Raw genomic sequence first — 22,927 nt, forward strand, 5'->3', positions numbered from 1 at the left:
CTTGCGCGGGGCACTTCAGGCGGAGGGAACGGCGCCCTGCGCTTCGCGCTCGCGCGCGGTGGCGCGCACCAGTTCCCACACGCGCAACGCCAGCGGCGAAGGCTGGCGGTTGCGCCGGTGGACCAGCACGATGGCCCGTTCGACCTTGGGCGTCAGCGGCCGCACCTGCAGGCCGTTCAGCCCGCCCGGCGGCAGGCCCAGGGCCGGCATCACGCTGATGCCCAGGCCGGCCACCACCATCTGGAAGACGGTGGTCGGGTGGCCGAGCTCCTGCGCCACCGGGCACTGCGCGCCGTGCCGCGCGAGCGCCTCGTCGATCAACCGCCGGCTGCCCGAGGCATGGTCCAGCAGCACCAGCGGCTCGCCGTCCAGTGCGGACCAGGGCACCGCCGGCTTTCGCGCCAGCCGGTGCCCCTGGGGCAGCACCAGCACGAAGGGGTCACGCATGATCGCCTCGGAGTGCAGGTCCTCGTCGGCCGAGGGCTCGATCACCACGCCGAAGTCGACCTCGCCGGCCCGCACGCTGGTGAGCACGTCCTGCTGGATGCGGTCGAGCAGCAGCAACTGGATGTCCGGCTCCTCGCGCACGCAGGCCGCGATGCAGGCCGGCATCAGGTAGGCCGATAGCGTCGGGCTGCTGGCCACACGGACCTTGCCGCGGCGCAGTCGGCCCAGGTCGCGCACCTCGGCCAGGGACTGGTCCAGCTCGTCCAGCACGCGCGCCAGCTTGAACGCGAGCGCCCGGCCCGCTTCGGTCAGGGCGACCTCGCGCGTCGTGCGGTCCAGCAGCTTCAGGCCCAGCTGCGACTCCAGCTCATGGATGGCGCGGCTGACGGCCGGCTGGGTCAGCCCCACTTCCTGCCCGGCGCGGCTGAAGTTGCGCAGCTGTGCGACGGCGAGGAAGACGCGGAGCTGGCGCAGGGACACATTCATGCGGCTGGATCATAAAACCATCAGATAAATCCATTTCCCTTTGATGGCGGCGAGGCGTCCAATCGCGGCATGAAATCGCTCGCCCGCTTCCTGCCCGACCGCTTCACGCTGATGCTGATCGGCACCGTGACCCTGGCCAGCCTGCTGCCCGCGCAGGGGCGCGTCGCTGCCGGCATGGAGACCCTCACCACGGCCGCCATCGCGGCGCTGTTCTTCCTGCACGGCGCGCGCCTGTCACGCGAGGCCGTGCTGGCCGGTGTGGGCCACTGGCGGCTGCACCTGCTGGTGCTGGCCAGCACCTTCGTGCTGTTCCCGCTGCTGGGGCTGGCGCTCAAGCCGCTGCTGCAGCCGCTGGTGACGCCCACGCTCTACACCGGCGTGCTGTACCTGTGCGTGCTGCCTTCGACGGTGCAGTCGTCCATCGCACTCACCGCGATGGCGCGCGGCAATGTGCCGGCGGCGGTCTGCAGTGCCTCGGCCTCGACGCTGCTCGGCGTGCTCCTGACGCCGGTGCTGGTCAACCTGCTGGTGGTGCCTGGCCACCATGCCGATGCCTCGCTGGATGCCATCGGGCGCATCCTGCTGCAGTTGATGGTGCCCTTCGTCGCGGGCCACCTGCTGCGCCCCTGGGTGGGCGGCTTCGTGCAGCGCAATGCCAAGATGCTGAAGTGGGTGGACCAGGGCTCGATCCTGCTGGTGGTCTACACGGCCTTCAGCGCCGCGGTGGTGAAGGGCCTGTGGCACCAGCTGCCGCTGTCGGCTCTGATCGCCGTGGCGGTGGTGAGCGCGCTGCTGCTCGCCCTGGCGCTGGGCGTGACCAACACCATTGCGAAGCGCCTGGGCTTCTCCATCGAGGACCGCATCGCCATCGTGTTCTGCGGCTCCAAGAAGAGCGTGGCCAGCGGCGTGCCCATGGCCAACGTGCTGTTTCCTGCCTCGGCGGTGGGGCCGATCGTGCTGCCGGTGATGCTCTACCACCAGATCCAGCTGATGGTGTGCGCGGTGCTGGCGCAGCGCTATGCACGGCGGGCCGAGCCAGCTTTGGCGGATGGCGCGGCGGCTGCGGCGCCGCGGACGGCCTGAGGGGTCGTTTCCTGTAGAGCCGTCGCTGCGAGTCGGGCCCTTTCGGGGGTTCGACGGCCTGGGCGGACCGTGGCTGGCATCATGCCGGCCATCTTTCCTGCCGCAGCCTGCATGGCCGCCACCGCCGATGAAGTCGACCTCCGCCTCCGTGCCGCCCGAAGCCGCTGCCCTCGTGGATTTCTGGCGTGCCTCGCAGCCGAACTGGTTCCGCAAGAGCGATGCCTTCGATGCGGCGCTGTTCGACCGCTACCTTCAGCCGCACTTGGCGGCGGCGCGCGGTGAACGGGATGACTGGGCTGCAACGCCGACGGGCGCCCTGGCGCTGCTGATCCTGCTGGACCAGTTCCCGCGCAATGCCTTCCGTGGCACGGCCCACATGTATGCGACCGATCCGCGCGCGCGGGCCGTTGCCAGCCGGGCGCTGGATCAAGGACATGAGATGGGGGTGGAGCCGCCGCTGCGGCTCTTCTTCTGCCTGCCCTTCGCGCATTCGGAAGAACTGGCCGACCAGCAGCGCTCGGTCGATCTTTATCGTCGCCTTGCGCCGGAAGCCTTGCGCCATGGCGAAGAGCATCGCGACATCGTCCAGCGCTTCGGGCGCTTCCCGCACCGCAACGCGATCCTCCTGCGGCAGAGCACGCCGGAGGAGGAGGCCTTCCTGGCCGAGGGCGGCTTCGCGGGTTGAGCGGCCGCCGTCTCCGTTGAACAGCCGAAAAGGCTGAACACAGGCCCCGCAGCGCTGCGTCGAAGCGCGCTGCGGGCCTTGTGCGCGATCAGCGCACTTCGGTGATGAACTGCTCGCGCGGGCGGCGCACCTTCTTCAGGTTCACGAGCCAGTCGCCGTCGGCCTGGCGGTAGCCCAGTGGCAGGATGGCGACGCTGCGCAGGCCGCGCGCACGCAGTTGCAGGATGTCGTCCAGCGCGGCCGGATCGAAGCCTTCCATCGGCGTGCTGTCGACCTGCTCGAAGGCGGCGGCGATGACGGCCGCGCCCAGACCGATGTAGGCCTGGCGGGCGGCGTGCTCGAAATTCTGTTCGGCGGGCCGGCCCGGGTAGGCGGCCAGCAGCTTCTGGCGATAAGCCTCCCAGCCTTCATTGCGGAAGCCGCGCTCTTCGTTCACCAGGTCGAACATGTGGTTGATGCGCTCGGCCGTGTAATGGTCCCAGGCGGCGAAGACCAGCAGGTGCGAGCCTTCGGTGACCTGGGCCTGGTTCCAGGCGATGGCCTGGATGCGCTGGCGCACTTCGGGGTTGGTCACCACGATCACTTCGAAGGGCTGCAGGCCGCTGGAGGTGGGCGCGAGGCGGATCGCTTCGAGGATGCGTTCGACCTTGTCGGCGGGCACGGACTGGGCCGGGTCCATCTTCTTGGTGGCGTAGCGCCACTGGAGCTTGTCCAGCAGGCCGGTGGCGTCTTGGTGGTGCTTCGTCAGGTCGTTCATCGGGCCTTCTCCCAGGCGTGGTTTCAGAGGGCGCTGATCATCGTGCGGGTGCGTGGATGTCAGCCTTGGGTCAGCTCAATATCCCGAGCGTGGCCGGTGGTCTGTGTGACGGCGAGCAGCGGTGCGGCGAATGGTGTAAGTGCGTCGGGGCTCGGCGGATCAGGCTCGGGGTGGCCGCGGACTTGGCGTGCTTGTGCCGGTTGGCTGAGGCGCTGCTGGGTGGGGTGTGGATCGACCGTTTGAGTTGGGCGGATTTGGTGGGATGCTTGGGGAGCCAGCCTGGTTGAGGGCAGGGCGGGCGCGCGAGGAACAGCCCGGCGTGGGCTCATGGCAGCGGAGTCGGCACTGCGTGCCGACTCCGCTGCGATGCTCGCGAACCCGGCCCGCGGCAGAACTCGCTGCGCTGCCTGCGGCAGCTCCGCTCAAACAACTGCCGCGAGTCAGATCACGAAGCGGGCCTGTCCTTCGGCAGGCCCGCGGCCGGGTCCGCTGCGCTTCTCGCCGCCCCGCAAATCGCCCGCGCCGGGCCATTCCTCGCGCGCGGACACCGGGCGCTCGATCGGCCGGTATGAAGGCTGTGGGCTCTCGGTTGCGGTTCGAGGTCATAGCCAGTCGGAGTGATGCCGTGCCACAACGATGCTGGAGCGTGCCTTGCTTTTTCAGGGCTGCGCAGGGCTTCGACAAGCTCAGCCCGAACGGTTGGGGGCGGTGACACGGACGCGTCTTAGCCTCTTCGCCTCGCGCCCTCGCGCCCTCGCGCCCTCGCGCCCTCGCGCCCTCGCGTTTTCGCGTCACTGCGTCACTGCGTCACTGCGTCACTGCGTCACTGCGGAAGTGCGGAAGTGCGGAAGTGCGGAAGTGCGGAAGTGCGGAAGTGCGGAAGTGCGGCACCGGCGTTCAATTCCGGTCCGGGCGGGGGCGGGCACCGTGGCGTGCGCCTGTGAGGCGCCGAGAAGCGCAGTGCACCCGGCCGCAGGCCTGCCGAAGGACAGGCCTGCTTCGTGATCTGACTCGCGGCGTTTGTTTGAGCGGAGCTGCCGTCAGGCAGCGCAGCGAGTTATGCCGCGGGCCGGGTGCGCGAGCATCGCAGGGAAGTCGGCGCGAAGCGCCGACCGCTTCACTGAAGCACGCCGCGGTGCCCGCCCCCGCCCGGACCGGCGCACCCGCTCCGCTCGAACCCGCGCACCCGCACCCGTACCCGCAACGACAAGACCAAGCGCGCGAGCATTCGACGAGACACGGCGCCCCATCCTGCGAAATACCGGCGTCATCCATGCCGGCAAGGATCGACGGCCCAACGCATCGGGCCCGAGACCCTCAGTGCGGGTCTTCCGCCCCGACCAGCGACGACCGCAGCCGGCTCGGCGCCAGCGCCCCCGCGGAATCGAGAATCGGGTACGCGATCGAGCAGATGTGCGAGTTGATGCGCTTCAGGTCGCTGATCAGGTCGATGTGCAGCGAGCTCGTCTCCATGCTCGGCGCGGTGCGGTCCATCAGCCGCGTGAGGTGCGTGTTGGCGTACGCCCGCTCCAGGTCTCGGAAGCGCACCTTCTCCTCCAGCAGCTTCTGCGCGTCGCGCACATTGCCGTTGAGGAACACGCTCATGCCCAGCCGCAGGTTGGCCACCAGCCGCTCGTGCATCTCCACGATCTCGGCCATGCCCGCCTCGGAGAAGTTGCGGTGGGGGCGGATCTTCTTGTCCTCGATGTCGGAGATCACCCGCTCGATGATGTCGCCGATCTGCTCCATGTTGATGGTGAAGCTGATGATGTCCGTCCAGCGCCGGCTCTCCTCCTCGCCCAGCGCCTCACGCGAGATCTTGGTGAGGTAATACTTGATGTCCGAATAGAGCCGGTCGACCTGGTCGTCCATCTTGCGCAGCTCCTCGGCCAGTCGCAGGTCGTTGCTGCGGATGACCGTGAGCACGCCGATCAGCATGCTCTCCACCACGTCGGCCTGGTGCAGCGCTTCGCGCGCGGCATTCGAGATGGCCAAGGTGGGCGTCGACAGCGCGGAAGGATCGAGATGCCGCGGCCGCGTGCCGGTCGCGGGCGTACGCGGCACCGGCACCAGCTTCATCGACAGCTTGGCCACCGCCGTCGTCAGACCGATGAAGGCCACGCTCGCGATCACGTTGAAGGCGAGATGGAACATCACCACCAGCTGCGCCGGCGAATCCACGAGCGAGGTCGGCGCTTGCCGCAGCACCAGCCCCACGAAGGGCGCCGCGATCACCACGCCCAGCAGCTTGAACAGGAAGTTGCCCACGGTCACCTGCCGCACCGCGGGCGGCGACTTGGCCGTCGTCAGCACGGCCAGCAGCCCGCTGCCGAGGTTGGCACCGAGCACCAGGCCCAGCGCCACGTCCAACGGCACCACCGCGCCCGTGGCCATCGCCGCCACCAGCAGCACCACGGCCAGGCTGGAGTAGGCGACCACGGCCAGCGCAGCGCCGACGGTGATCTCCAGCATCAGGTCGCTGGTGATCGAGGCGATCACGGCGCGCATGGCCTCGCTCTCGAACAGCGGGCCGGTGGCCTGCACCACGAGTTGCAATGCCAGCAGCATCAGCCCCAGGCCAATCAGGATGCGGCCGAAGCGACCCGCCGGGCTGGCCGGGCGCGTGATCGACAGCACCACGCCCGTGAAGATGAAGAGCGGCGACAGCCAGGAAAGATCGGTGGAGAACAGCACCGACATCAGCGCCGTGCCGATGTCCGCCCCGCGCATCACCGCCAATGCCGAAGGCAGTGTGATCAGGCCCTGCCCGACGAAGGACGAGGTCATCAGCGACGTGGCCGTGCTCGACTGCACCAGCGCCGTCACCCCGATGCCCGCCAGTGCCGCCGAGAAACGGTTGCCCAGGCTGCGCTGCAACAACCTGCGCAGGTCGCCCCCGAACACGCGCAGCACCCCCGTGCGCACGAGATGGGTGCCCCACACGAGCAGGGCGACGGCGGCGAGCAGGTTCAGCAGATGCTTCATGGAGGGGGTGCGGCTCCTTCGTGAGGGGGATGAATGAAAAACGGGGCAACCATTCTGCATGCCCCGTGCCAGCGCCGCCGTAGGCTGAGGACCAGTTCTCCACCACGGCTGCCCGCAGGCGCGCTCCAGGGGCACGACCCACGCGGTACGCAGTCCGTCATGGATGTCCCATCAGTCGATCAACGCGCCGTTGTCATGAAAGGGATACGGCCCCTCGAAAACGCCGCTGGCCGCAAGGTGCGTCACCAGCCGCTGACCGTCCCAGGCATGCACGCGGAAGCCCGGCGGCTCCAGGGTCCAGGCCGAGGGCGCGTCCGGCGCCAGGTCCAGGCAGACCTGGTGCGCCGGCGCCGGTGCGGTGCTGGCCACAGTCCCGCCGAAGCGCACGTCGATGGCGCGGTGCAGGTGGCCGCAGATGACGCGCTCCACGTTGGGGTGCTGCCGCACCAGCGCTTCCAGCTCGGCCGCGCCTTCGAGCAGGCCGATGTCGTCCATGTGGCCGATCAGCGTGCGAAAGGGCGGATGGTGCATGGCGATCACCACCGGCTGGCCGCGGCTCGCCTCCAGCTCGCGGGCCAGCCAATCGAGCCGGCGGCTGCACAGCGAGCCATGCGAGGCACCCGGTGTGACGGTGTCGAGCGCGATCAGCCGCAGCGGCCCGACGGCCACGTTGAACTGCACGAACTCGCCATCGCCCAGGTAGGTGTGCATGGGAAAGCTGCGGCGCAGCTGCACCCGCTCGTCATGGTTGCCCGGCAGCAGGTAGAGGGGCGTGGCGCCCAGCGGCGCCAGCAGTTCGGCCAGGTGCGCGTACTCGGCCTCGCGGCCGAAGTCGCTCAAGTCGCCGGTGATCACGATGGCATCGGGCGCCTGGCGCAGCCGCAGCACACTGGCGACGGCCTCGCGCAGGTAGGGCGCGGTGTCGATGCGGCCATAGGCCAGGCGGCCGGGTTCGCGGATGTGCAGGTCGGTGAGCTGCACGAGGAAGGTGGGTCGGGTCATCAGGCAATCTCCGTGGCGGGCATCAGGCGGTCGGCGGTGGTGCGGATGCCCACCTGCTGGTCCTGCTGCCAGGGGCAGTCGCGGCCAGCCTCGGCCAGCAGCGGCGGCTGGTCGCCGGTGTCCAGCCGCAACTGCACGCGCTCGCCCAGGAAGGTGCGTTGCACGACGCGGGCCACGCCCCAGCCGGCCTGCGGCGGGCCGAGTTCGATGTCCTCGGGGCGCACCAGCAGCGCGGGTTGCGCGGCCAGGCCATCGGGGCAGGTCAGCGCCAGGCCGCCCAGCATCACCACGCCCTGCTGGCGCGCGGGCTCGGCGCGGTCCAGCCGGTTCACCCGGCCCAGGAACTCGGCCACGAAGGGATGGGCCGGCGTGCGGTACAGGTCCTCGCCGTGACCCACCTGCACGATGCGGCCGCCGCGCATCACGGCCAGGCGGTCGGCGATGGCCAGCGCTTCCTGCTGGTCGTGCGTGACGTGCACGGCCGTGATGTGCAGCCGGCGCAGCAGTTCGGCCAGCTCGTCGCGCAGCGACTCCTTGAGCTTGGCGTCCAGCGCGGCCAGCGGCTCGTCGAGCAGCAGCACGCGCGGGCGCACCGCCACGGCGCGGGCCAGGGCCACGCGCTGGCGCTGGCCGCCTGAGAGTTCGGAGGGGCGCTTGTGTTCGAGGCCGGTCAGGCGCGTCAGCTCCACCAGTTCGCCCACCGTACGCTCGACCTCGGCCGCGGGCGTGCCACGAATGCGCAGTCCGTAGCCGATGTTGGCCGCCACGCTCATCTGCGGAAAGAGGGCATAGCTCTGGAACACCATGCCCACGTTGCGCCGCTCCACCGGACGGTCGCTCACGTCCTGGCCGCCGAAGAGGATGCGGCCGCCCGCGTCCATGCCCTCCAGGCCGGCGATCAGCCGCAGCAGCGTAGTCTTGCCGCAGCCCGAGGGGCCGAGCAGGGCCAGCACCTCGCCGGGCTCCACATGCAGGTCGGTGGGCTGCAGGCCGCGCGTGCCGTCGGCGTACGTCTTGGCGCAGCGCTCGATGTCGATGGCCGTTCGTTCAAGTTCCATGGTGTTTGCGAATGAAGTCCGCGGCGGCCTGCAGGGCCCAGAGCACGGGCAGGATGACGAGGAAGAAGACGAGGGTGTAGGCCGAGCCGATCTCGATGCGGGCCGAGGCGTAGCTGTCGGCCAGGCCCACGGGCAGCGTGCGGGTGAGCGGCGTGTGAAGCATCCAGGTGAGGTTGAACTCGCCCACCGACAGCGTGAACACCATCAGGCAGCCCGCCACGATGGCCGGGAACACGGCTGGCACCAGCACGCCCAGGAAGCGCTGCACGAAGCTTGCGCCCAGCGTGCGCGCGGCCTCGTCCAGCGCCACCAGTTCGCGCCGCTGGAAGGCCGAGGCCACGGTGCGCACCATGAACGGCAGGGTGAAGACGACATGGCCCACCAGGATGAAGGCATAGCTCTGGCGGAAGCCCTGTACCTGGCCGTAGGCCAGAATCAGCGCCAGCGCCGTGGCCAGGCCGGGCACGGCCACGGGCAGCGTCAGCAGTTCCTCGAAGAGCCGCGCCGCGCGCGTGCGGCTGCGTGCCAGCGCCCAGGCGCAGGGCACGCCCAGCAGTACGGTGCACAGCACACAGGTCGCGGCCAGCAGCAGCGAGCCGGTGACGGTGCTGCCGTAGCTGTCCCAGACTTCCAACAGCCAGCGCAGCGTGAAGCCGCTGCGCCAGCCGCGGCCGTAGTTGGTCACCAGGCCGGCCAGCACGGACAGCACCATGGGCGCCAGCGTGAAGAAGGCCACCAGGCCGGTGAGCGTCGCCAGCACAGGCGAGCGCGATGTCCCACTGCGTGCCGTGCTCATGCGCCGGCCTCCCCGCTGAAGCGCCGCGCAATGAAGAGCACGGCCCAGGTCACCAGCCCCAGCGCGATCGACAGCGAGGCCGCGAGCGCGAAGTTGGCGTAGTTGGTGAACTCGTCATAGATGGTGATCGGGATCACCTCGAATTTGCTCGCCAGCGTGAAGGCCGTGCCGAAGGCGCCCATGGCGGTGGCGAAGACGATGGCCCCGCAGGCCAGCGTGGTGGGCGCCAGCTCGGGCACCCACACGTCGCGGGCGATGGCGATGCGCGAGGCGCCGAGCGAGCGGGCCGCCTCTTCCAGCGCCGGGTCCATGGCCTCGGCCGCCGCCGTGTAGGCCGCGATGGCCCGCGGCAGCGAGAAGTACAGGTAGGCGAGGAACAGCCCCAGCAGTCCGTAGGCGAAGGTCAGCCGCTCGCCGCCCAGGCTGGACGAGATGTCGGCGACCAGCCCCTGCCTGCCACCGAGCAGGATCACGAAGAAGCCCACGATCACGCCCGGAAAGGACAGCGGCAGCGTCAGCACCGCCAGCAGCAGCCGGCGGCCGGCGAAGCGCTGGCGCGCCAGGTACAGGCCCACGGCCGCGCCCAGCACCAGCGTGGCCAGCGTGACCACCACCGACAAGGTCAGCGTCTGCAGCATGCTGGTGAGGTAGCGCGGCTGCGTCAGCACCGCGAAGTAGGCCGAAGCCCCTTCGCGCGCCGGCAGGGCCAGCAGCTGCAGCGCGGGCAGCAGCCAGAAGGCCAGGAAGAAGATGCCGGCCGGCAGTGCGCAGGCCAGCAGGATCAGCTGCGGTCGACGCATCGGCTCAGCGCGCTTCCTTCAGGTAGCGCTCGGAGAAGGCCTTCTGCACGGCAGCCATCTTGGCGTAGTCCACCGGCTTGGCGCGGGCGTACTCGCTGGCAGGCAGGAACTGCGCTTCCACGTCCTTGGGCATGGCGCTGGCGCGCACCGGCCGCAGGTAGGCCTTGGCCCAAACCGCCTGGCCCTCGTCGGAGAGCACGAAGTCCAGCGCCTTCTTGGCGTCGGCCGCATGCGGCGCCTTGGCCACCAGGCTCATCACGTAGGGGACCACCACCGTGCCTTCGCTGGGGATCACGAAGGCCACGTTGGCGCCGTCCTTGTACTTGGCGCGGTAGGCGTTGAAGTCGTAGTCCAGCAGGATGCCGATCTCGCCCGAGAGCACGCGGGCATAGGCGGTCTGCTTGGGCACGATGGGCTCGTTCTTCTGCAGGGCCTTGAAGTAGTCGATGGCGGGCTTGAAGTCGTCCATGCTGCCGCCGCGCGCCTGGTTCACGGCCACCGCGCCCACGTAGCCGACGAAGGCCGAGGCCGGGTCGAGGTAGCCCACCAGACCCTTGTATTCGGGCTTGAGCAGGTCGGCCCACGACTTCGGGATCGGCTTGCCCTTGAGGGCATCCACGTTGACCATGAAGCCCAGGGTGCCCGAATGGATGGTGAACCAGTTCCCCTGCGGGTCCTTGAGGCCGTCGGGGATGTCCTTCCAGTTGGCGGGCTGGTAGGGCTGCACCACGCCGTCCTTCTGCGCCTGGATGGCGAAGGTCACACCCAGGTAGGTCATGTCGGCCACCGGGCTGCCCTTTTCGGCCACCAGCTGCGCCAGGGCCTGGCCGGAGTTCTTGTTGTCCGGCGGCACCGTAACGCCGGTCTTGGCCTTGATGGCCTTGATCTGGCTGCCCCAGTCGGCCCATTCGGGCGGGCAGTTGTAGCAGATGGCGGTCTGCGCGAAGGCCGCGGTGGCGGCGAAGCCGGCAGCGGCGACCGCGAGGCGGGTGGCGGCGAGGAGCTTGGAGGTCATGGAAGCGTTCCTTTGGATGGGAGAGGGACGGACAGAGGCAGGCCGGTTCAGCGCGCGGGGCGGCGTCGGCTCTTGGTGGTTGTGGGTTGGGTGGGCTCGTCGGCGCGCATGTCCGGCGGTGGCGCGCACGATTCGCCGGTGCGCAGGCGGTGCGGCAGCAGCAGGCTGTCCGCGGGCACCGGCGCGCGCTGCTCGTCCAGCGCCGCCATCAGCAGCTGCGCGGCCCGGCGGCCAATGTCGGCGGCGGGCTGTTCGATGGTGCCCAGGCGCGGCGTGAGTTCGTCGCCCAGCGCGATGCCGTCGAAGCCCATCACCGACAGGTCCTGCGGCACGCGCAGGCCGGCCAGGTGCGCGGCACGCACGGCGCGGATGGCGAGCAGGTCGTTGGAGCAGAAGAGGGCGGTGGGCCGGCCGGGCGCGGCCAGACGTTCGCGCAGCGCGTCTACGGCCACTTCGACGAAGGGCACCTCGATCAGCGGCGGCGCATCGAGTCCGGCGGCGTCCATGCCGGCCAGGAAGCCGCGGTGCCGCTGCTGCGAGCGGTCGGACTGGGCGAGCGTGCCGCTGACCATGGCGATGCGCCGATGGCCCAGCGCCGCCAGATGCGCCACGGCCTCGGCCGAGGCCGCCTCGTTGTCCACCGCCACACAGCAATGCGCCGGATGCCGGTTGTAGGCCAGCACATAGGGCCGCTGGCGCGCCTGCAGCCGGGCCAGCGCGGCGGAGGTCTGCGGATTGGAGATGACCAGCACCATGCCCTCGACCTCGCGGGCGAGCAGCTGATCGACGGCGCGCTGCTCGGCGTCGAGGTCATAGCCGGTGGTCAGCGGCACGATGGCATGGCCGGCCTCGGCCGCCGCCTGGGCCAGGCCCTGGAGGCATTCGGCGAAGGTGGGGTTCAGCAGCGTGGGCAGCACGACGCCCAGCACCCGGCTGCGCTGGGTGCGCAGCGTGCGCGCGCTTGCGCTGGGCAGATAGCCCAGCTCACGCGCGACCGACTCCACCAGCGCGCGCGTGGCGGGCAGCACCTTGTCCGGCGCGTTGAACACGCGCGAGACGGTGGCGATGGAGACGCCGGCCTTGTCGGCAACGGCCTGAATGCTCATGCGAGAAAACCTTCAATGGAAAACATCATGTAAACGTTTTCATTTGAAGGTGCGCATGTGACACCGTCATGACGGGATCTGGAACCGGGATTACCCGGGGCTGGTGGTGCGCCGGGCGTCAGAGAAAGGCACGGCGCTCTGCGCGGCGTGCCCGCAGGCGCGAGATGCGCGTGCAGCTGGGCGTGCCTGCAGCGGGGTGTGCCGCACGCAGCCCTTGGCGCCGTTCGGGCTGGGCTTGTCGAAGCCCGGAGCTGCCAGGGCGGGCCTTCGACAGGCTCAGGCCGAACGGGTTGGGGTGGCCGGCAGCTAGGCGAAAAAAAACGCCAGACCGAAGTCCCGCGTCGTTGTGCCCCCGCTGTAGTGTCTTCGTGCAGGACGCGTTGAGCTCGCGAATCGGCGGCTTTGACGCCGCCGTCCGCGTCAGCGTTTGCGCCGCATGCGCCGGACTTCGTCCAGCACCAGGCAGATGGCGCCCAGCGTGATCGCGCTGTCGGCCAGGTTGAAGGCCGGGAAGTGCGAGCCGGCCCAGTGGAAGTCCAGGAAGTCCACCACATAGCCGTGCATCAGGCGGTCCACCACGTTGCCGATGGCGCCGCCCAGGATGCAGGCCATGGCGAAGCAGAACAGCTTCTGCCCCGCATGCGAGCGCAGCATCCAGATGATGAACACGGCGGCGGCGACACCGATGCCGGTGAAGAACCATCGCTGCCAGCCCGAGGCGCCGGCCAGGAAGGAGAAGGCCGCCCCGGTGTTGTGGGCCCGCACGATGTTGAAGAAGTCGGTGATGCGCGTGGCGTCGCCGAGCTGGTAGTGGCCCAGGATCAGCGTCTTGGTGTACTGGTCGGCGATGAAGATCAGCACCGCCAGCGCCAGCCAGCCCCAGATGCCCAGGCCCGGCCGGGTGGACTCGAATCCGCTGTGCGCCTTCATGGTCATGCCACGCTCCGCGCTTCGCCGGCGCCGTACAGGTTGCTGGTGCAGCGGCCGCACAGCGTGGGATGCGCGCTGTCGTGGCCCACGTCGTCGCGCCAGTGCCAGCAGCGCTCGCACTTGGTGGCGGTGCTGGGGGTGGCCACAACATTTATGCCTTCAGTGTCTTCACCCTCAGGACACGACAGAGCTTCATCAGGAACCAGCGTCGCTTTCGATGTGATCAGTACGAAACGCAGGTCGTCGCCGATGTCTGCCAACTGCTTATACGTAGAAGGCCCAACTCTCACCTCGACATCCGCTTGTAGTGATGAGCCGATCCGCCCTTCCGTGCGCAAAGCCTCCAGTGCCGTGAGCACATCCTTTCTGATGGCAAGCAAGTTGTGCCAGCGGCTCCACAGGTTCACTTGATCGTTGATCGCTGGAAACTCCCAATAGGTCTCCATGAAGATCGATTCCGACTGGCCCGCGAACTTCCACGCCTCCTCGGCCGTGAAGCTCAGGAAGGGCGCCATCCAGCGCAGCATGGCCTGGGTGATGTGCCACAGCGCCGTCTGCGCGCTGCGGCGCGCCAGCGAGCCGGGCTGCGTGGTGTAGAGCCGGTCCTTCAGCACGTCCAGGTAGAAGGCGCCCAGGTCTTCCGAACAGAAGACCTGCAGCTTGGCCACCACCGGATGGAATTCGTAGACCTTGTAGTGGCCCAGCACCTCGGCCTGGAACTGCGCTGCCCGCGACAGCGCCCAGCGGTCGATCTCGAACAGATCGGCCAGCGGCACCGCGTCCTTGGCCGGGTCGAAGTCGCTGGTGTTGGCCAGCAGGAAGCGCAGCGTGTTGCGGATGCGGCGGTAGGCGTCGACCACGCGGGCCAGGATCTTGTCGTCGCCCGCGATGTCGCCCGAATAGTCGGAGGCGGCCACCCACAGGCGGATGATCTCGGCGCCCAGCTTCTTGGTGATCTCCTGCGGATCGATGCCGTTGCCCAGCGACTTGCTCATCTTGCGGCCTTGACTGTCCACGGTGAAGCCATGGGTCAGCAGGCCGCGGTAGGGCGCGCGGCCTTCCAGCGCGCAGGCCAGCAGCAGCGAACTGTGGAACCAGCCGCGGTGCTGGTCATGGCCTTCGAGGTACAGGTCGGCCTCGGGGCCCTGGTCGTGGTGCACCGTGGGGTGCGTGCCGCGCAGCACATGGAAGAAGGTGGAGCCGGAGTCGAACCACACCTCCAGGATGTCGCTGCTCTTGGTGTAATGCGGCGCGTCCTCCGCACCCAGGATCTCTTCGGTGGTCACGCGGCTCCAGGCCTCGATGCCGCCGCGCTCCACGATCTCCGCCGCCTGGTCCAGGATCTCCATGGTGCGCGGATGCAGCTCGCCCGTGAGCTTGTGCAGGAAGAAGGGGATCGGCACGCCCCAGCTGCGCTGGCGCGAGATGCACCAGTCGGGCCGGTGCGCGATCATGTCGTGCAGCCGGGCCTTGCCGTTCTCGGGATAGAAGCTGGTGTCCTCGATGGCCTCCAGCGCGATCTGCCGCAGCGTCTTGGCCGGCTTGGCGCCGGGCAGGGTGAACACACCCTCTCCCTCGTCCATGCGGATGAACCACTGGGCGGCAGCGCGGTAGATCACCGGCGTCTTGTGGCGCCAGCAGTGCGGGTAGCTGTGGGTGATGGTCTCGGTGGCCATCAGCCGGCCGGCTTCGCGCAGCGCCTCGATGATGTGCGGCACCGCTTTCCAGATGTGCTGGCCGCCGAAGAGGGGGAAGTCCGCTTCGTACACGCCGTTGCCCTGCACCGGATTGAGGATGTCGTCGTAGGCCATGCCGTGCGCGATGCAGGACTGGAAGTCGTCCAGGCCGTAGGCGGGCGAGGAGTGGACAAGGCCCGTGCCGTCCGTAGCGGTGGCGTAGTCGGCCAGGTACACCGGCGAGACGCGGCGGTAGCCCTCGTGCACGTCGTACAGCGGATGCTCGAACTCCAGGCCGCCCAGCGCGCGGCCGGGGGCGATGGCGACGACCTTGCCGTCCAGGGCGTAGCGGTTCAAGCAGCTCTCGACCAGCGTGTCGGCCACGATCAGCAGGCCGCGGTCGGTGTCGACCAGCGCGTAGGTCAGCTCGGGATTGAGGTTGAGCGCCTGGTTGGCCGGGATGGTCCAGGCCGTGGTGGTCCAGATGACGGCGAAGGCATCCTTGTCGATGGCCGGCAGGCCGAAGGCGGCGGCCAGCTTTGCGCGGTCATGGGCCTTGAAGGCGACGTCCAGCGTCTGGCTCTTCTTGTCGGCGTACTCGATCTCGAACTCGGCCAGCGACGAGCCGCAGTCGAAGCACCAGTACACGGGCTTCAGGCCGCGGTAGACGAAGCCGCGCTCGATGACCTTCTTGAAGGCACGGATCTCGCCTGCTTCGTTGGCGAAGTCCATCGTCTTGTAGGGATGGTCCCATTCGCCCAGCACGCCCAGGCGCTGGAAGTCGCTCATCTGCTGCGCGATCTGCTCGGTGGCGTAGGCGCGGCTCTTGGCCTGCATCTCGTCGCGGCTGAGGTTGCGGCCGTGCTTCTTCTCGATGGCGTTCTCGATCGGCAGGCCGTGGCAGTCCCAGCCGGGCACGTAGAGCGCGTCATAGCCTTCGAGTTGGCGCGCCTTGGTGATCATGTCCTTGAGGATCTTGTTCACCGCGTGGCCCATGTGGATCTGGCCGTTGGCGTAGGGCGGGCCATCGTGCAGGATGAACTTGGGGCGTCCGGCGCGGGCCACGCGCAGGCGCTTGTACAGGCCCTCGTCGTTCCAGGCCTTGACCCAGCCCGGCTCGCGCTTGGGCAGGTCGCCGCGCATGGGGAAGGGCGTGTCGGGCAGGTTCAGGGTGGCGCGGTAGTCGGGGGTCGCGGAGGAATCGGCAGCGTCGGACATGGGGGCGGAGGGGGAAGGCTTCGACAGGCTCGGCCCGCTGGCGGCGTAGGCCCGCGCGGGAGGGGAGGAGGTCAGGCCGCTCGCCCCGAGCTTGTCGGTGGGGCGCCGGCACGGCGGGCGTGCCGGTTAAATTCGGTCGCGCGTGGTCTGGCGCCGCGTTTCCGCGTGGCTGCTGCCCGCCGCGCCGGCGCTGCCGGCGGCGAAATACGCGCGTGCGTCGGCCAGGTCCTGGGCGATGCCCGCGGTCAGGGCTTCCAGGCTGGTGTAGCGCAGCTCGTCGTGCAGTTTGTGCAACAGTTCCACGCGCACGATTTTACCGTAGGCCCCCTCCGGGCCCAGGCTGGCCGGCCATTCGAGGCAATGCGTCTCCAGCAGCACGCGGCCGCCGTTGACGTCGTTCGGGTCGAGTGACGGCCGTACGCCCAGGTTGGCCACGCCCGGCAGGGGCCGGCCGCCCAGACCATGCACCCGCACCACGAAGATGCCGCTGGCGGCGGGCTTCCAGTGCTTGAAGCGCAGGTTGAGGGTGCGGAAGCCGTCCGTGCCGCCCGGTGCGCTGGCGCCCAGCGCCCGGCCCAGCTTGCGGCCGTGCACCACGTGGCCCGAGATGGCATAGGGCCGGCCGAGCAGCGCGGCGGCGTCGTCCATGCGACCGGCGGTCAGCGCCTCGCGCACGGCCGAGCTGGAGACGCGCAGCGCCCGCGGCCCTTCGCCACTGCCGGGCGCAGCCGGGTAGGAGACCTCGTAGCTGTTCATCCGTGCGACGTCGAAGCCGCGCGCAGCGCCCGCCGCGTGCAGCATGGCGAAGTCGCCCGCGCGCTTGGCGCCGAACCGGAAGTCGTCGCCCACCAGCACATAGCGCGCGCCCAGGCCGCGCACCAGCACCTCGTCGATGAACTGCGCGGGCGACTGGCTGGCGAGTTGGGCATCGAAGGGCAGCACCACAGTCTGGGCCACGCCGCAAGCCTGCAGCTCGCTCAGCTTGTCGCGCAAGGTGGCGATGCGTGCGGGCGCCAGTTCCGGACGCTTGGCGACGCCAGCGAAGTAGTCGCGCGGGTGCGGCTCGAAGGTGAGCACGCAGCTCGGCAGCCCGCGGTGGCGGGCCTCGGTCTGCAGCAGACCCAACATGGCCTGGTGACCGCGGTGCACGCCATCGAAGTTGCCGATGGTCACGGCGCTGGCAGGCGCTACGCCCGGATGGCGGAATCCGCGGAAGATCTGCATGGTCCTGTTATGGTTTTGATAGCTGGCCGCGTGCGCTCGGGAATCCTCCGGGCGTGAACGGGCTGTCATGAATGCCGGTTATATTGTGTCGCTTTCCGGCACTGCCGGGCCGCCCTGGCGGTCTTGGCCGGCGGTGCGGACGGTTCTGCGTGGCGTACGTTCCCTGTGTTTTCTTCGTTCGACGAGGAGGCGTTTGTGGTGAAGGTATTGAAGCTGTCGGCCCAAGGGCTGCCCCAGTCGTGGATCTCGCTCGAGCAGGCGGTGATCCATTACGCGGCCGGCGAGGTTCGCTGGGAGGCCGGCGAACAGGTGGCCCTGTTCCGCGGCGGCCACAACGCGATGACGGGCGAGCAGTCGCAGATCGCCGTCAGCAGCATCATCGGCACCCGCGGCGTGCCGCGCATCAGCCCCTTCAGCCTGCGGCCGGGCCTTACCAACAGCAAGCTCTTCGCCCGGGACCGCAATGTCTGCGCCTACTGCGGCGATCATTTCCACGAGGACGACCTGACGCGCGAGCACATCGTGCCCTTTGCGCAGAACGGCGTGGACCACTGGATGAACGTGGTGACGGCCTGCCGGGCCTGCAACCACCGCAAGGGCAACCGCACGCCGGAGCAGGCGCACATGCCGCTGCTCTACACGCCCTACGTGCCCAGCCTGTGGGAGGACTTCATCCTGCGCAACCGTCGCATCCTGGCGGACCAGATGGAGTTCCTGTCTGCGCACCTGCCGTCGAGCTCGCGGTTGCACGGCTAGCGGCGCGGGTCGACAGAAGCTTCACGGGCGCCAGGACGGCGCCCGTTTTTCGATGAAGGCCTGCACGCCCTCCTGCGCGGTCGCATCGGCCATGTTGCAGGCCATGGTGCGCGCGGCGTCGTGCAGCGCGGCTTCCAGCCCCGTCTCCAGCTGGCGGTAGAAGAGGGCCTTGCCCATTTCCAGCGCAATGCGGGGCTTGGCGACGATGCTGGCCACGAGCGCCTCCACCTCGTCGTCCAGCGCCGGGTCCGGCACCACGCGGTTGACCAGGCCCTGGGCCAGGGCGGTCCGCGCATCGATGAAGTCGCCCGTCACCAGCAGCTCGAAAGCCTTCTTGCGCGGCAGATTGCGCGACAGCGTCACGCTGGGCGTTGCGCAGAACAGGCCGACATTGATGCCGCTGGTGGCGAAGCTGGCGCTGTCGGCGGCCACGGCCAGATCGCACAGCGCGACGAGCTGGCAGCCGGCGGCCGTCGCCAGGCCATGGACGCGCGCAATGACCGGCACCGGCAGGCGATGCAGCGCGAGCATCATGGCGCCGCAACGGTCGAACAGCGCCTGGTAAGCCGGCTGCGAGGGCGGTGTCTGCATCTCGCGCAGGTCGTGGCCGGCGCAGAACGCCCGGCCGTTGGCAGCGATGACGACGGCGCGCAGCTCGGCGTCCAGCGCCAGCCGCTCGCAGGCCGCATGCAGCGCATCGATCAGCGCGACGGACAGCGCGTTGAAGGCGGCCGGCCGGTTGAGGGTGAGCGTGACCACGCCGCGGGCGTCACGCGATTCCAGCAGGATGGGCTCGTCGGTGTTCGTCACGTTTCCGTCCTCCGTCGGTGGGGGTCGCCCGGGACCGGGCCGGGCCTTCAATGAGGGTTCTGCCAGGCCGTCGGCGGGTGGTCAGTAGGTCAGCTCCAGCAGGCTCAGGTGCCCCTCGGCCACCGGCCAGCTTCGCCCGACGATTCGCTCGTCATTGAATTCGCCTTCCACCGCGCGTGCCGGCCCGGCTGCGAGGCGCAGCCGCGAACTCGCCACGCCCGCGCCGCGCGGCGGAACGCCGGGCAGCTGCGTCTGGCCATCGAAGCGCATGCGGTCGCGCTGGGCGTCGAAATAGCCGCGTGGCCGGCTGAACACGACCACCGCACCTGCCTGCCGGTCAGCTGCAGCCAAACGCTCGGGCCGCAGGTGGATCACGTCGCTGGAGCGCGGGAAGGGGCTGCGGTAGATGTGCGTGGTGGCGTAGCCGGGCGCCACGATCTCGAATTCGTAGCTGGCGCCAGTGCGTGCCGGGAACGGCCCCCAGCGGCCGTCTGTGCCCACCGTCTTGCGCCAGGCCGGCGCGCCGCGGCGCTCGCCGCTGGCCGGATCGGTCTCATAGACGCTGACCTGCGCGCCGGCCAGCGGCAGGTTGTTGACGAAATCGCCGCTGGCCGGGTCGGCCGGATTCAGGCCCAGGCCGGTGACGCGGCCGTCGAGCACGATCCGCGGCTCGGGGGCGACAGCTGCGGCGCCCGGCGCATCGCCCGTCAGGAAGCGCCAGGTGGCGTCGAAGGCCGCTGGCGAGAACGACACCTCGCGGTGGTCCGCGCCCGGCAGCACGATGTTGGTGGCGCCGCGCAGGGCCGGCCCGTCGGCCGTGATGTTCGTAGGCTTGCCCGGCGCGCCGATCCACAGGCCGTCCGGCTGGGCGTACTTGTCGTTGCCGTCGGAGCGCAGCGTGAGCCAGCGCGGGCCGGGCGTCACCTCGTCGCCGCCCGGGCCCTTGGGCGCGTTCAGCTGGCGCATGAAGGGCGACAGGCCGGAGAACTCGCTGCCCTCGCGCCAGCCGGGAATGGCCCAGATGCCGTGGGCCGGATTGCCGCCCAGCGCGACATGGCTGACCTTGGCCGCGCCACCGCCGTTTTGCACGTAGTTGCGGATCGTGTTGCCACCGCGCGAATTGCCGATCAGCACGACCTTGGGTGCGCCTGTCTGGCGCAGCACACGGTCGACCTCCGCACTCAGGAAGGCCATCGATTCGGCCGTGGAACTGCGGCCCCGCTGGGCCACGGCATCGTCGTCGCGGGCCAGGGGCATGGGCTGGTCGAGGGCGAACAGCTGCTCACGGGCCCAGCCGTTGGATTCGAAGCGCCAGAGGGTGGTCTGCCACAGCGCGGCCGAGTCGCCGTTGCCATGCATGAAGACGACAGGCGTGTCGCGGCGGGGGGCGGTGCCCGGCGTGGCGCAGGCGGCCAGCGCCAGGCTGGCGGGGGCGGTCATCAACAAGGTGCGGCGTCGGATCATCCCGAAGCTCCTGGCAAGAAGGAAGAAGGGCGGCGAGCCGCACGGCCAATCCGCCAGAAAGAACAAAGGCCCGCCAGCGTATGCCGGCAGGCCTGCGGTGTCATGACGTGGACGCGCCCACGCTCAGGCGAAAACCCCTGCGCTGTCTTCCATGCGCGCCGACACCTCGCCGAGGTGATGCAGCGTGTCGCCGAACACCATCTCCATCTGCGTCAGCTTGCGGAAGTAGTGGCTGCCCATGTACTCGTCCGTCACGCCGATGCCGCCGTGAAGCTGCACCGACGCCTGGCCGACGAAGCGCATCGACACGCCGAGCTGGTACTTGGCGCGGGCCAGGGCCTGGCGGCGTTCGGCGGCGGGCGCACCCAGCTTGAGCGTGGCGTAGTAGCTCATCGAGCGGGCCAGCTCCAGCTGCATCTTCATGTCGGCCACGCGGTGGCGCAGGGCCTGGAAGCTGCCGATGGTCACGCCGAACTGCTTGCGGGTGTTGAGGTAGTCCACCGTCAACGCCAGCGTCTTGTCCATCACGCCCACGCCTTCGGCGCAGGTTGTAGCGATGCCGATGTCCACCGCCTCTTCCAGCACCGGCAGGCCATCGGCCGCCAGGAGCTGCGCGGGGGCCTGGGTGAAGACGACTTCCGCTGCGCGGCTGCCGTCCTGCGTGGCATAGCCCGAGGCCTTGACGCTGCCCTCGGCACGCGGCACCAGGAAGAGGGCGATGCGCCCTTCCAGTTGTGCCGGCACCAGGTAGGCCGCGGCTTGGTCGCCGGCCGGCACCAGGCTCTTGGTGCCGCTGATGGTGTAGCCGTCGCCAGACTTCGTGGCCTGGGTCTCGCAGCGGTCCAGGCGATAGCGCGCGCCACGCTCCTGATAGGCCAGCACGACCAGCTTCTCGCCGCTGGCGACGGCCGGCAGCCATTCGCCACGCACCGCTTCGCCGGCATGGCGGGCCAGCACCGAGCCGCTGATGAAGGACTGCGCCAGCGGCTCCAGCACGATGCCGCGGCCCAGCTCTTCCATCACGACCATGGCCTCGACCGGGCCCATGCCCAGGCCGCCGTCGTCCTCGGGGATGTACAGGCCGCCCAGGCCCAGCTCGGACAACTCGGTCCAGGCGGCGCGGGAGAAGCCGCCGTCCTTCTCGATGCCGCGGCGGCGGTCGAAGTCGTAGGCTTTCTCGACCCAGCGGCCGACGGCGTCGCGCAGTTGCTGCTGGTCTTCAGTGAAATCGAAATCCATGTCTGCCTCCTGTCAGCCCAGCACCGTCTGGGCCACGATGTTGCGTTGCACTTCGTTCGAGCCGCCGTAGATCGTGGTCTTGCGGTAGTTGAAGTAGGTGGAGGCCAGCGGCGCCAGCGACGCATGGCCGCCAGGGAAGTCGCCCTGCCAGCCGGCCGCCATGGCTTCGCGGATCAGCGGCAGCGAGAAGGGGCCGCCCGCCAGCATCATCAGCTCGGAATAGCGCTGCTGGATCTCGCTGCCCTTGATCTTGAGCAGACCGGCGATGTCCAGCGAGTTCTTGCCGGACTTCTCGGCCGAGAGCACGCGCAGCACCAGCATTTCGAGCGCCACGATGTCGACCTCCAGCTTGGCGATCTCATCGCGGAAGCGCTGGTCGTCGTACACGCCCTCAGCCTTGGCGATGCGCTTGACGCGCTCCAGCTCGCGCTTGGCGCGGTTGACGTCGGCGATGTTGGTGCGCTCGTGGCTGAGCAGGTGCTTGGCATAGGTCCAGCCCTTGTTCTCCTCGCCGATGAGCTGATCGGCCGGCACTTCGACGTTGTCGAAGAACACGTCGTTGACCTCGTAGCCGCCGTCGAGCAGGCGGATCGGCCGCACGCTCACGCCGGGCGACTTCATGTCCAGCACGATGAAGCTGATGCCGGTCTGCGGCTTGCCCTCGGTGCTGGTGCGCACGAGGTTGAACATCCAGTCGCCATGCTGGCCCAGGGTGGTCCAGGTCTTCTGGCCGTTGATGATGTACTTGTCGCCGCGGCGCTCTGCGCGGGTGCGCAGCGAGGCCAGGTCGGAGCCGGAGCCGGGTTCGCTGTAGCCCTGGCTCCACCAGACTTCGCCGCTGGCAATGCCGGGCAGGAAGCGCTCCTGCTGCTCGCGCGAGCCGAAGGCCATGATGACCGGCGCCACCATCACCGGGCCGAAGGGAATCACGCGCGGCGCGCCGGCGCGGGCGGTCTCTTCCTCGAACAAGTGCTTCTGCACGGCCGTCCAGCCGGGGCCGCCGAACTGCTTGGGCCAGCCGTAGCCCAGCCAGCCCTTCTTGCCGAGGATCCTTGCCCAGCGCTGGTGGTCTTCCTTGGAAAGCTCCAGGCCTTCGTTGACCTTGTGGGCGATGTCTTGGGGCAGGTTGTCCGCCACCCAGGCGCGGACCTCTTCGCGGAACGCCTGTTCTTCAGGGGTGAATGCCAGATCCATGGGGGTTGTCTCCAGAGAAGCGGGATTTTTAGCACGCTCGTTCGCAAGGCCGAGTCCGCCGTGCGACACACGGATAATCCCGCGCCAGTATGCAGAGTTCCCTTCTACGCGGCGCCGGGGTTTTCAACCGGGTGCCAGTCTCCGCCGCAGCGTCCAGCCGTCGACGCCGCGCGGCCGCCGATGCCGGCGCGAAAGG

At 69.3% G+C, this 22,927-nt stretch carries 19 protein-coding genes; 3 read left to right on the forward strand and 16 right to left on the reverse strand.

Annotation, left to right across the window (positions count from 1 at the left end):
- Positions 1-15: 15 nt before the first annotated feature.
- Entirely contained in the window at positions 16-933 is a 918-nt protein-coding gene (locus DFR41_RS08785; RefSeq protein ID WP_114802445.1) for a LysR family transcriptional regulator, read from the reverse strand.
- A gap of 69 nt (positions 934-1,002) precedes the next feature.
- Here DFR41_RS08785 and DFR41_RS08790 point away from each other — a divergent pair, with 69 nt between their 5' ends.
- Together DFR41_RS08790 and DFR41_RS08795 are read left to right on the forward strand one after the other, a co-directional pair.
- Complete coding sequence (locus tag DFR41_RS08790) at positions 1,003-2,016, forward strand: bile acid:sodium symporter family protein (protein ID WP_017759665.1); 1,014 nt, start codon at positions 1,003-1,005, stop codon at positions 2,014-2,016.
- Positions 2,017-2,143: 127 nt separating this feature from the next.
- Positions 2,144-2,701, forward strand: coding sequence for a DUF924 family protein (locus DFR41_RS08795; RefSeq protein ID WP_017759664.1), 558 nt, complete (start codon positions 2,144-2,146; stop codon positions 2,699-2,701).
- A gap of 88 nt (positions 2,702-2,789) precedes the next feature.
- Here DFR41_RS08795 and DFR41_RS08800 read toward each other — a convergent pair whose 3' ends face one another.
- From DFR41_RS08800 to DFR41_RS08855, 11 genes are all read right to left on the reverse strand, one after another.
- Positions 2,790-3,458: an NAD(P)H-dependent oxidoreductase gene (locus DFR41_RS08800; RefSeq protein ID WP_017759663.1), complete on the reverse strand. Its 669-nt coding sequence runs from the start codon at positions 3,456-3,458 to the stop codon at positions 2,790-2,792.
- 1,317 nt (positions 3,459-4,775) lie between these two features.
- Entirely contained in the window at positions 4,776-6,443 is a 1,668-nt protein-coding gene (locus tag DFR41_RS08810; RefSeq protein WP_017759662.1) for a Na/Pi cotransporter family protein, read from the reverse strand.
- A 171-nt stretch (positions 6,444-6,614) separates the two neighbouring features.
- Entirely contained in the window at positions 6,615-7,445 is an 831-nt protein-coding gene (locus DFR41_RS08815; RefSeq protein ID WP_114802446.1) for a phosphodiesterase, read from the reverse strand.
- Positions 7,445-8,503, reverse strand: coding sequence for an ABC transporter ATP-binding protein (locus DFR41_RS08820; RefSeq protein WP_114802447.1), 1,059 nt, complete (start codon positions 8,501-8,503; stop codon positions 7,445-7,447). Before DFR41_RS08820 ends, DFR41_RS08815 begins: the two co-directional genes overlap by 1 nt.
- Positions 8,493-9,215 carry an ABC transporter permease gene (locus tag DFR41_RS08825; RefSeq protein ID WP_425326695.1) on the reverse strand — a complete coding sequence of 241 codons (723 nt, stop codon included), beginning with the start codon at positions 9,213-9,215 and terminating at the stop codon, positions 8,493-8,495. Before DFR41_RS08825 ends, DFR41_RS08820 begins: the two co-directional genes overlap by 11 nt.
- A gap of 80 nt (positions 9,216-9,295) precedes the next feature.
- Entirely contained in the window at positions 9,296-10,099 is an 804-nt protein-coding gene (locus tag DFR41_RS08830) for an ABC transporter permease (protein WP_017758400.1), read from the reverse strand.
- 4 nt (positions 10,100-10,103) lie between these two features.
- A complete protein-coding gene (locus DFR41_RS08835; protein WP_114802449.1) occupies positions 10,104-11,114 on the reverse strand; it encodes an ABC transporter substrate-binding protein in 1,011 nt (336 codons plus the stop codon).
- Between the two features lie 47 nt (positions 11,115-11,161).
- Positions 11,162-12,220 (reverse strand): LacI family DNA-binding transcriptional regulator, encoded by a 1,059-nt coding sequence (locus tag DFR41_RS08840; protein WP_114802450.1) that lies wholly within the window; start codon positions 12,218-12,220, stop codon positions 11,162-11,164.
- Between the two features lie 420 nt (positions 12,221-12,640).
- Positions 12,641-13,150, reverse strand: a complete 510-nt coding sequence (lspA, locus tag DFR41_RS08845; protein ID WP_114802544.1) for a signal peptidase II — start codon at positions 13,148-13,150, stop codon at positions 12,641-12,643.
- A gap of 2 nt (positions 13,151-13,152) precedes the next feature.
- Positions 13,153-16,044, reverse strand: coding sequence for an isoleucine--tRNA ligase (gene ileS, locus DFR41_RS08850; protein ID WP_114802451.1), 2,892 nt, complete (start codon positions 16,042-16,044; stop codon positions 13,153-13,155).
- A gap of 126 nt (positions 16,045-16,170) precedes the next feature.
- Positions 16,171-17,268, reverse strand: coding sequence for a bifunctional riboflavin kinase/FAD synthetase (locus DFR41_RS08855; protein ID WP_114802452.1), 1,098 nt, complete (start codon positions 17,266-17,268; stop codon positions 16,171-16,173).
- A 198-nt stretch (positions 17,269-17,466) separates the two neighbouring features.
- Between DFR41_RS08855 and DFR41_RS08860 the strand changes: the two genes are divergently transcribed.
- Positions 17,467-18,024, forward strand: coding sequence for an HNH endonuclease (locus DFR41_RS08860; protein ID WP_043118462.1), 558 nt, complete (start codon positions 17,467-17,469; stop codon positions 18,022-18,024).
- 21 nt (positions 18,025-18,045) lie between these two features.
- Here the strand turns inward: DFR41_RS08860 and DFR41_RS08865 are convergent, their stop codons facing one another.
- The 4 genes from DFR41_RS08865 to DFR41_RS08880 all read right to left on the reverse strand — a co-directional run bounded on the left by DFR41_RS08865 (position 18,046) and on the right by DFR41_RS08880 (position 22,731).
- Complete coding sequence (locus DFR41_RS08865) at positions 18,046-18,834, reverse strand: enoyl-CoA hydratase (protein ID WP_114802453.1); 789 nt, start codon at positions 18,832-18,834, stop codon at positions 18,046-18,048.
- 81 nt (positions 18,835-18,915) lie between these two features.
- Entirely contained in the window at positions 18,916-20,298 is a 1,383-nt protein-coding gene (locus DFR41_RS08870) for an alpha/beta fold hydrolase (protein WP_114802454.1), read from the reverse strand.
- Positions 20,299-20,421: 123 nt separating this feature from the next.
- The gene (locus tag DFR41_RS08875) at positions 20,422-21,537 is read right to left on the reverse strand and encodes an acyl-CoA dehydrogenase family protein (protein ID WP_114802455.1); all 1,116 of its coding nucleotides are present in this window, start codon (positions 21,535-21,537) and stop codon (positions 20,422-20,424) included.
- A 12-nt stretch (positions 21,538-21,549) separates the two neighbouring features.
- Complete coding sequence (locus DFR41_RS08880; protein WP_114802456.1) at positions 21,550-22,731, reverse strand: acyl-CoA dehydrogenase family protein; 1,182 nt, start codon at positions 22,729-22,731, stop codon at positions 21,550-21,552.
- Positions 22,732-22,927: the final 196 nt, after the last annotated feature.

The organism is Pseudacidovorax intermedius (genome assembly GCF_003350475.1).
Classification (GTDB): domain Bacteria; phylum Pseudomonadota; class Gammaproteobacteria; order Burkholderiales; family Burkholderiaceae_C; genus Xenophilus; species Xenophilus intermedius.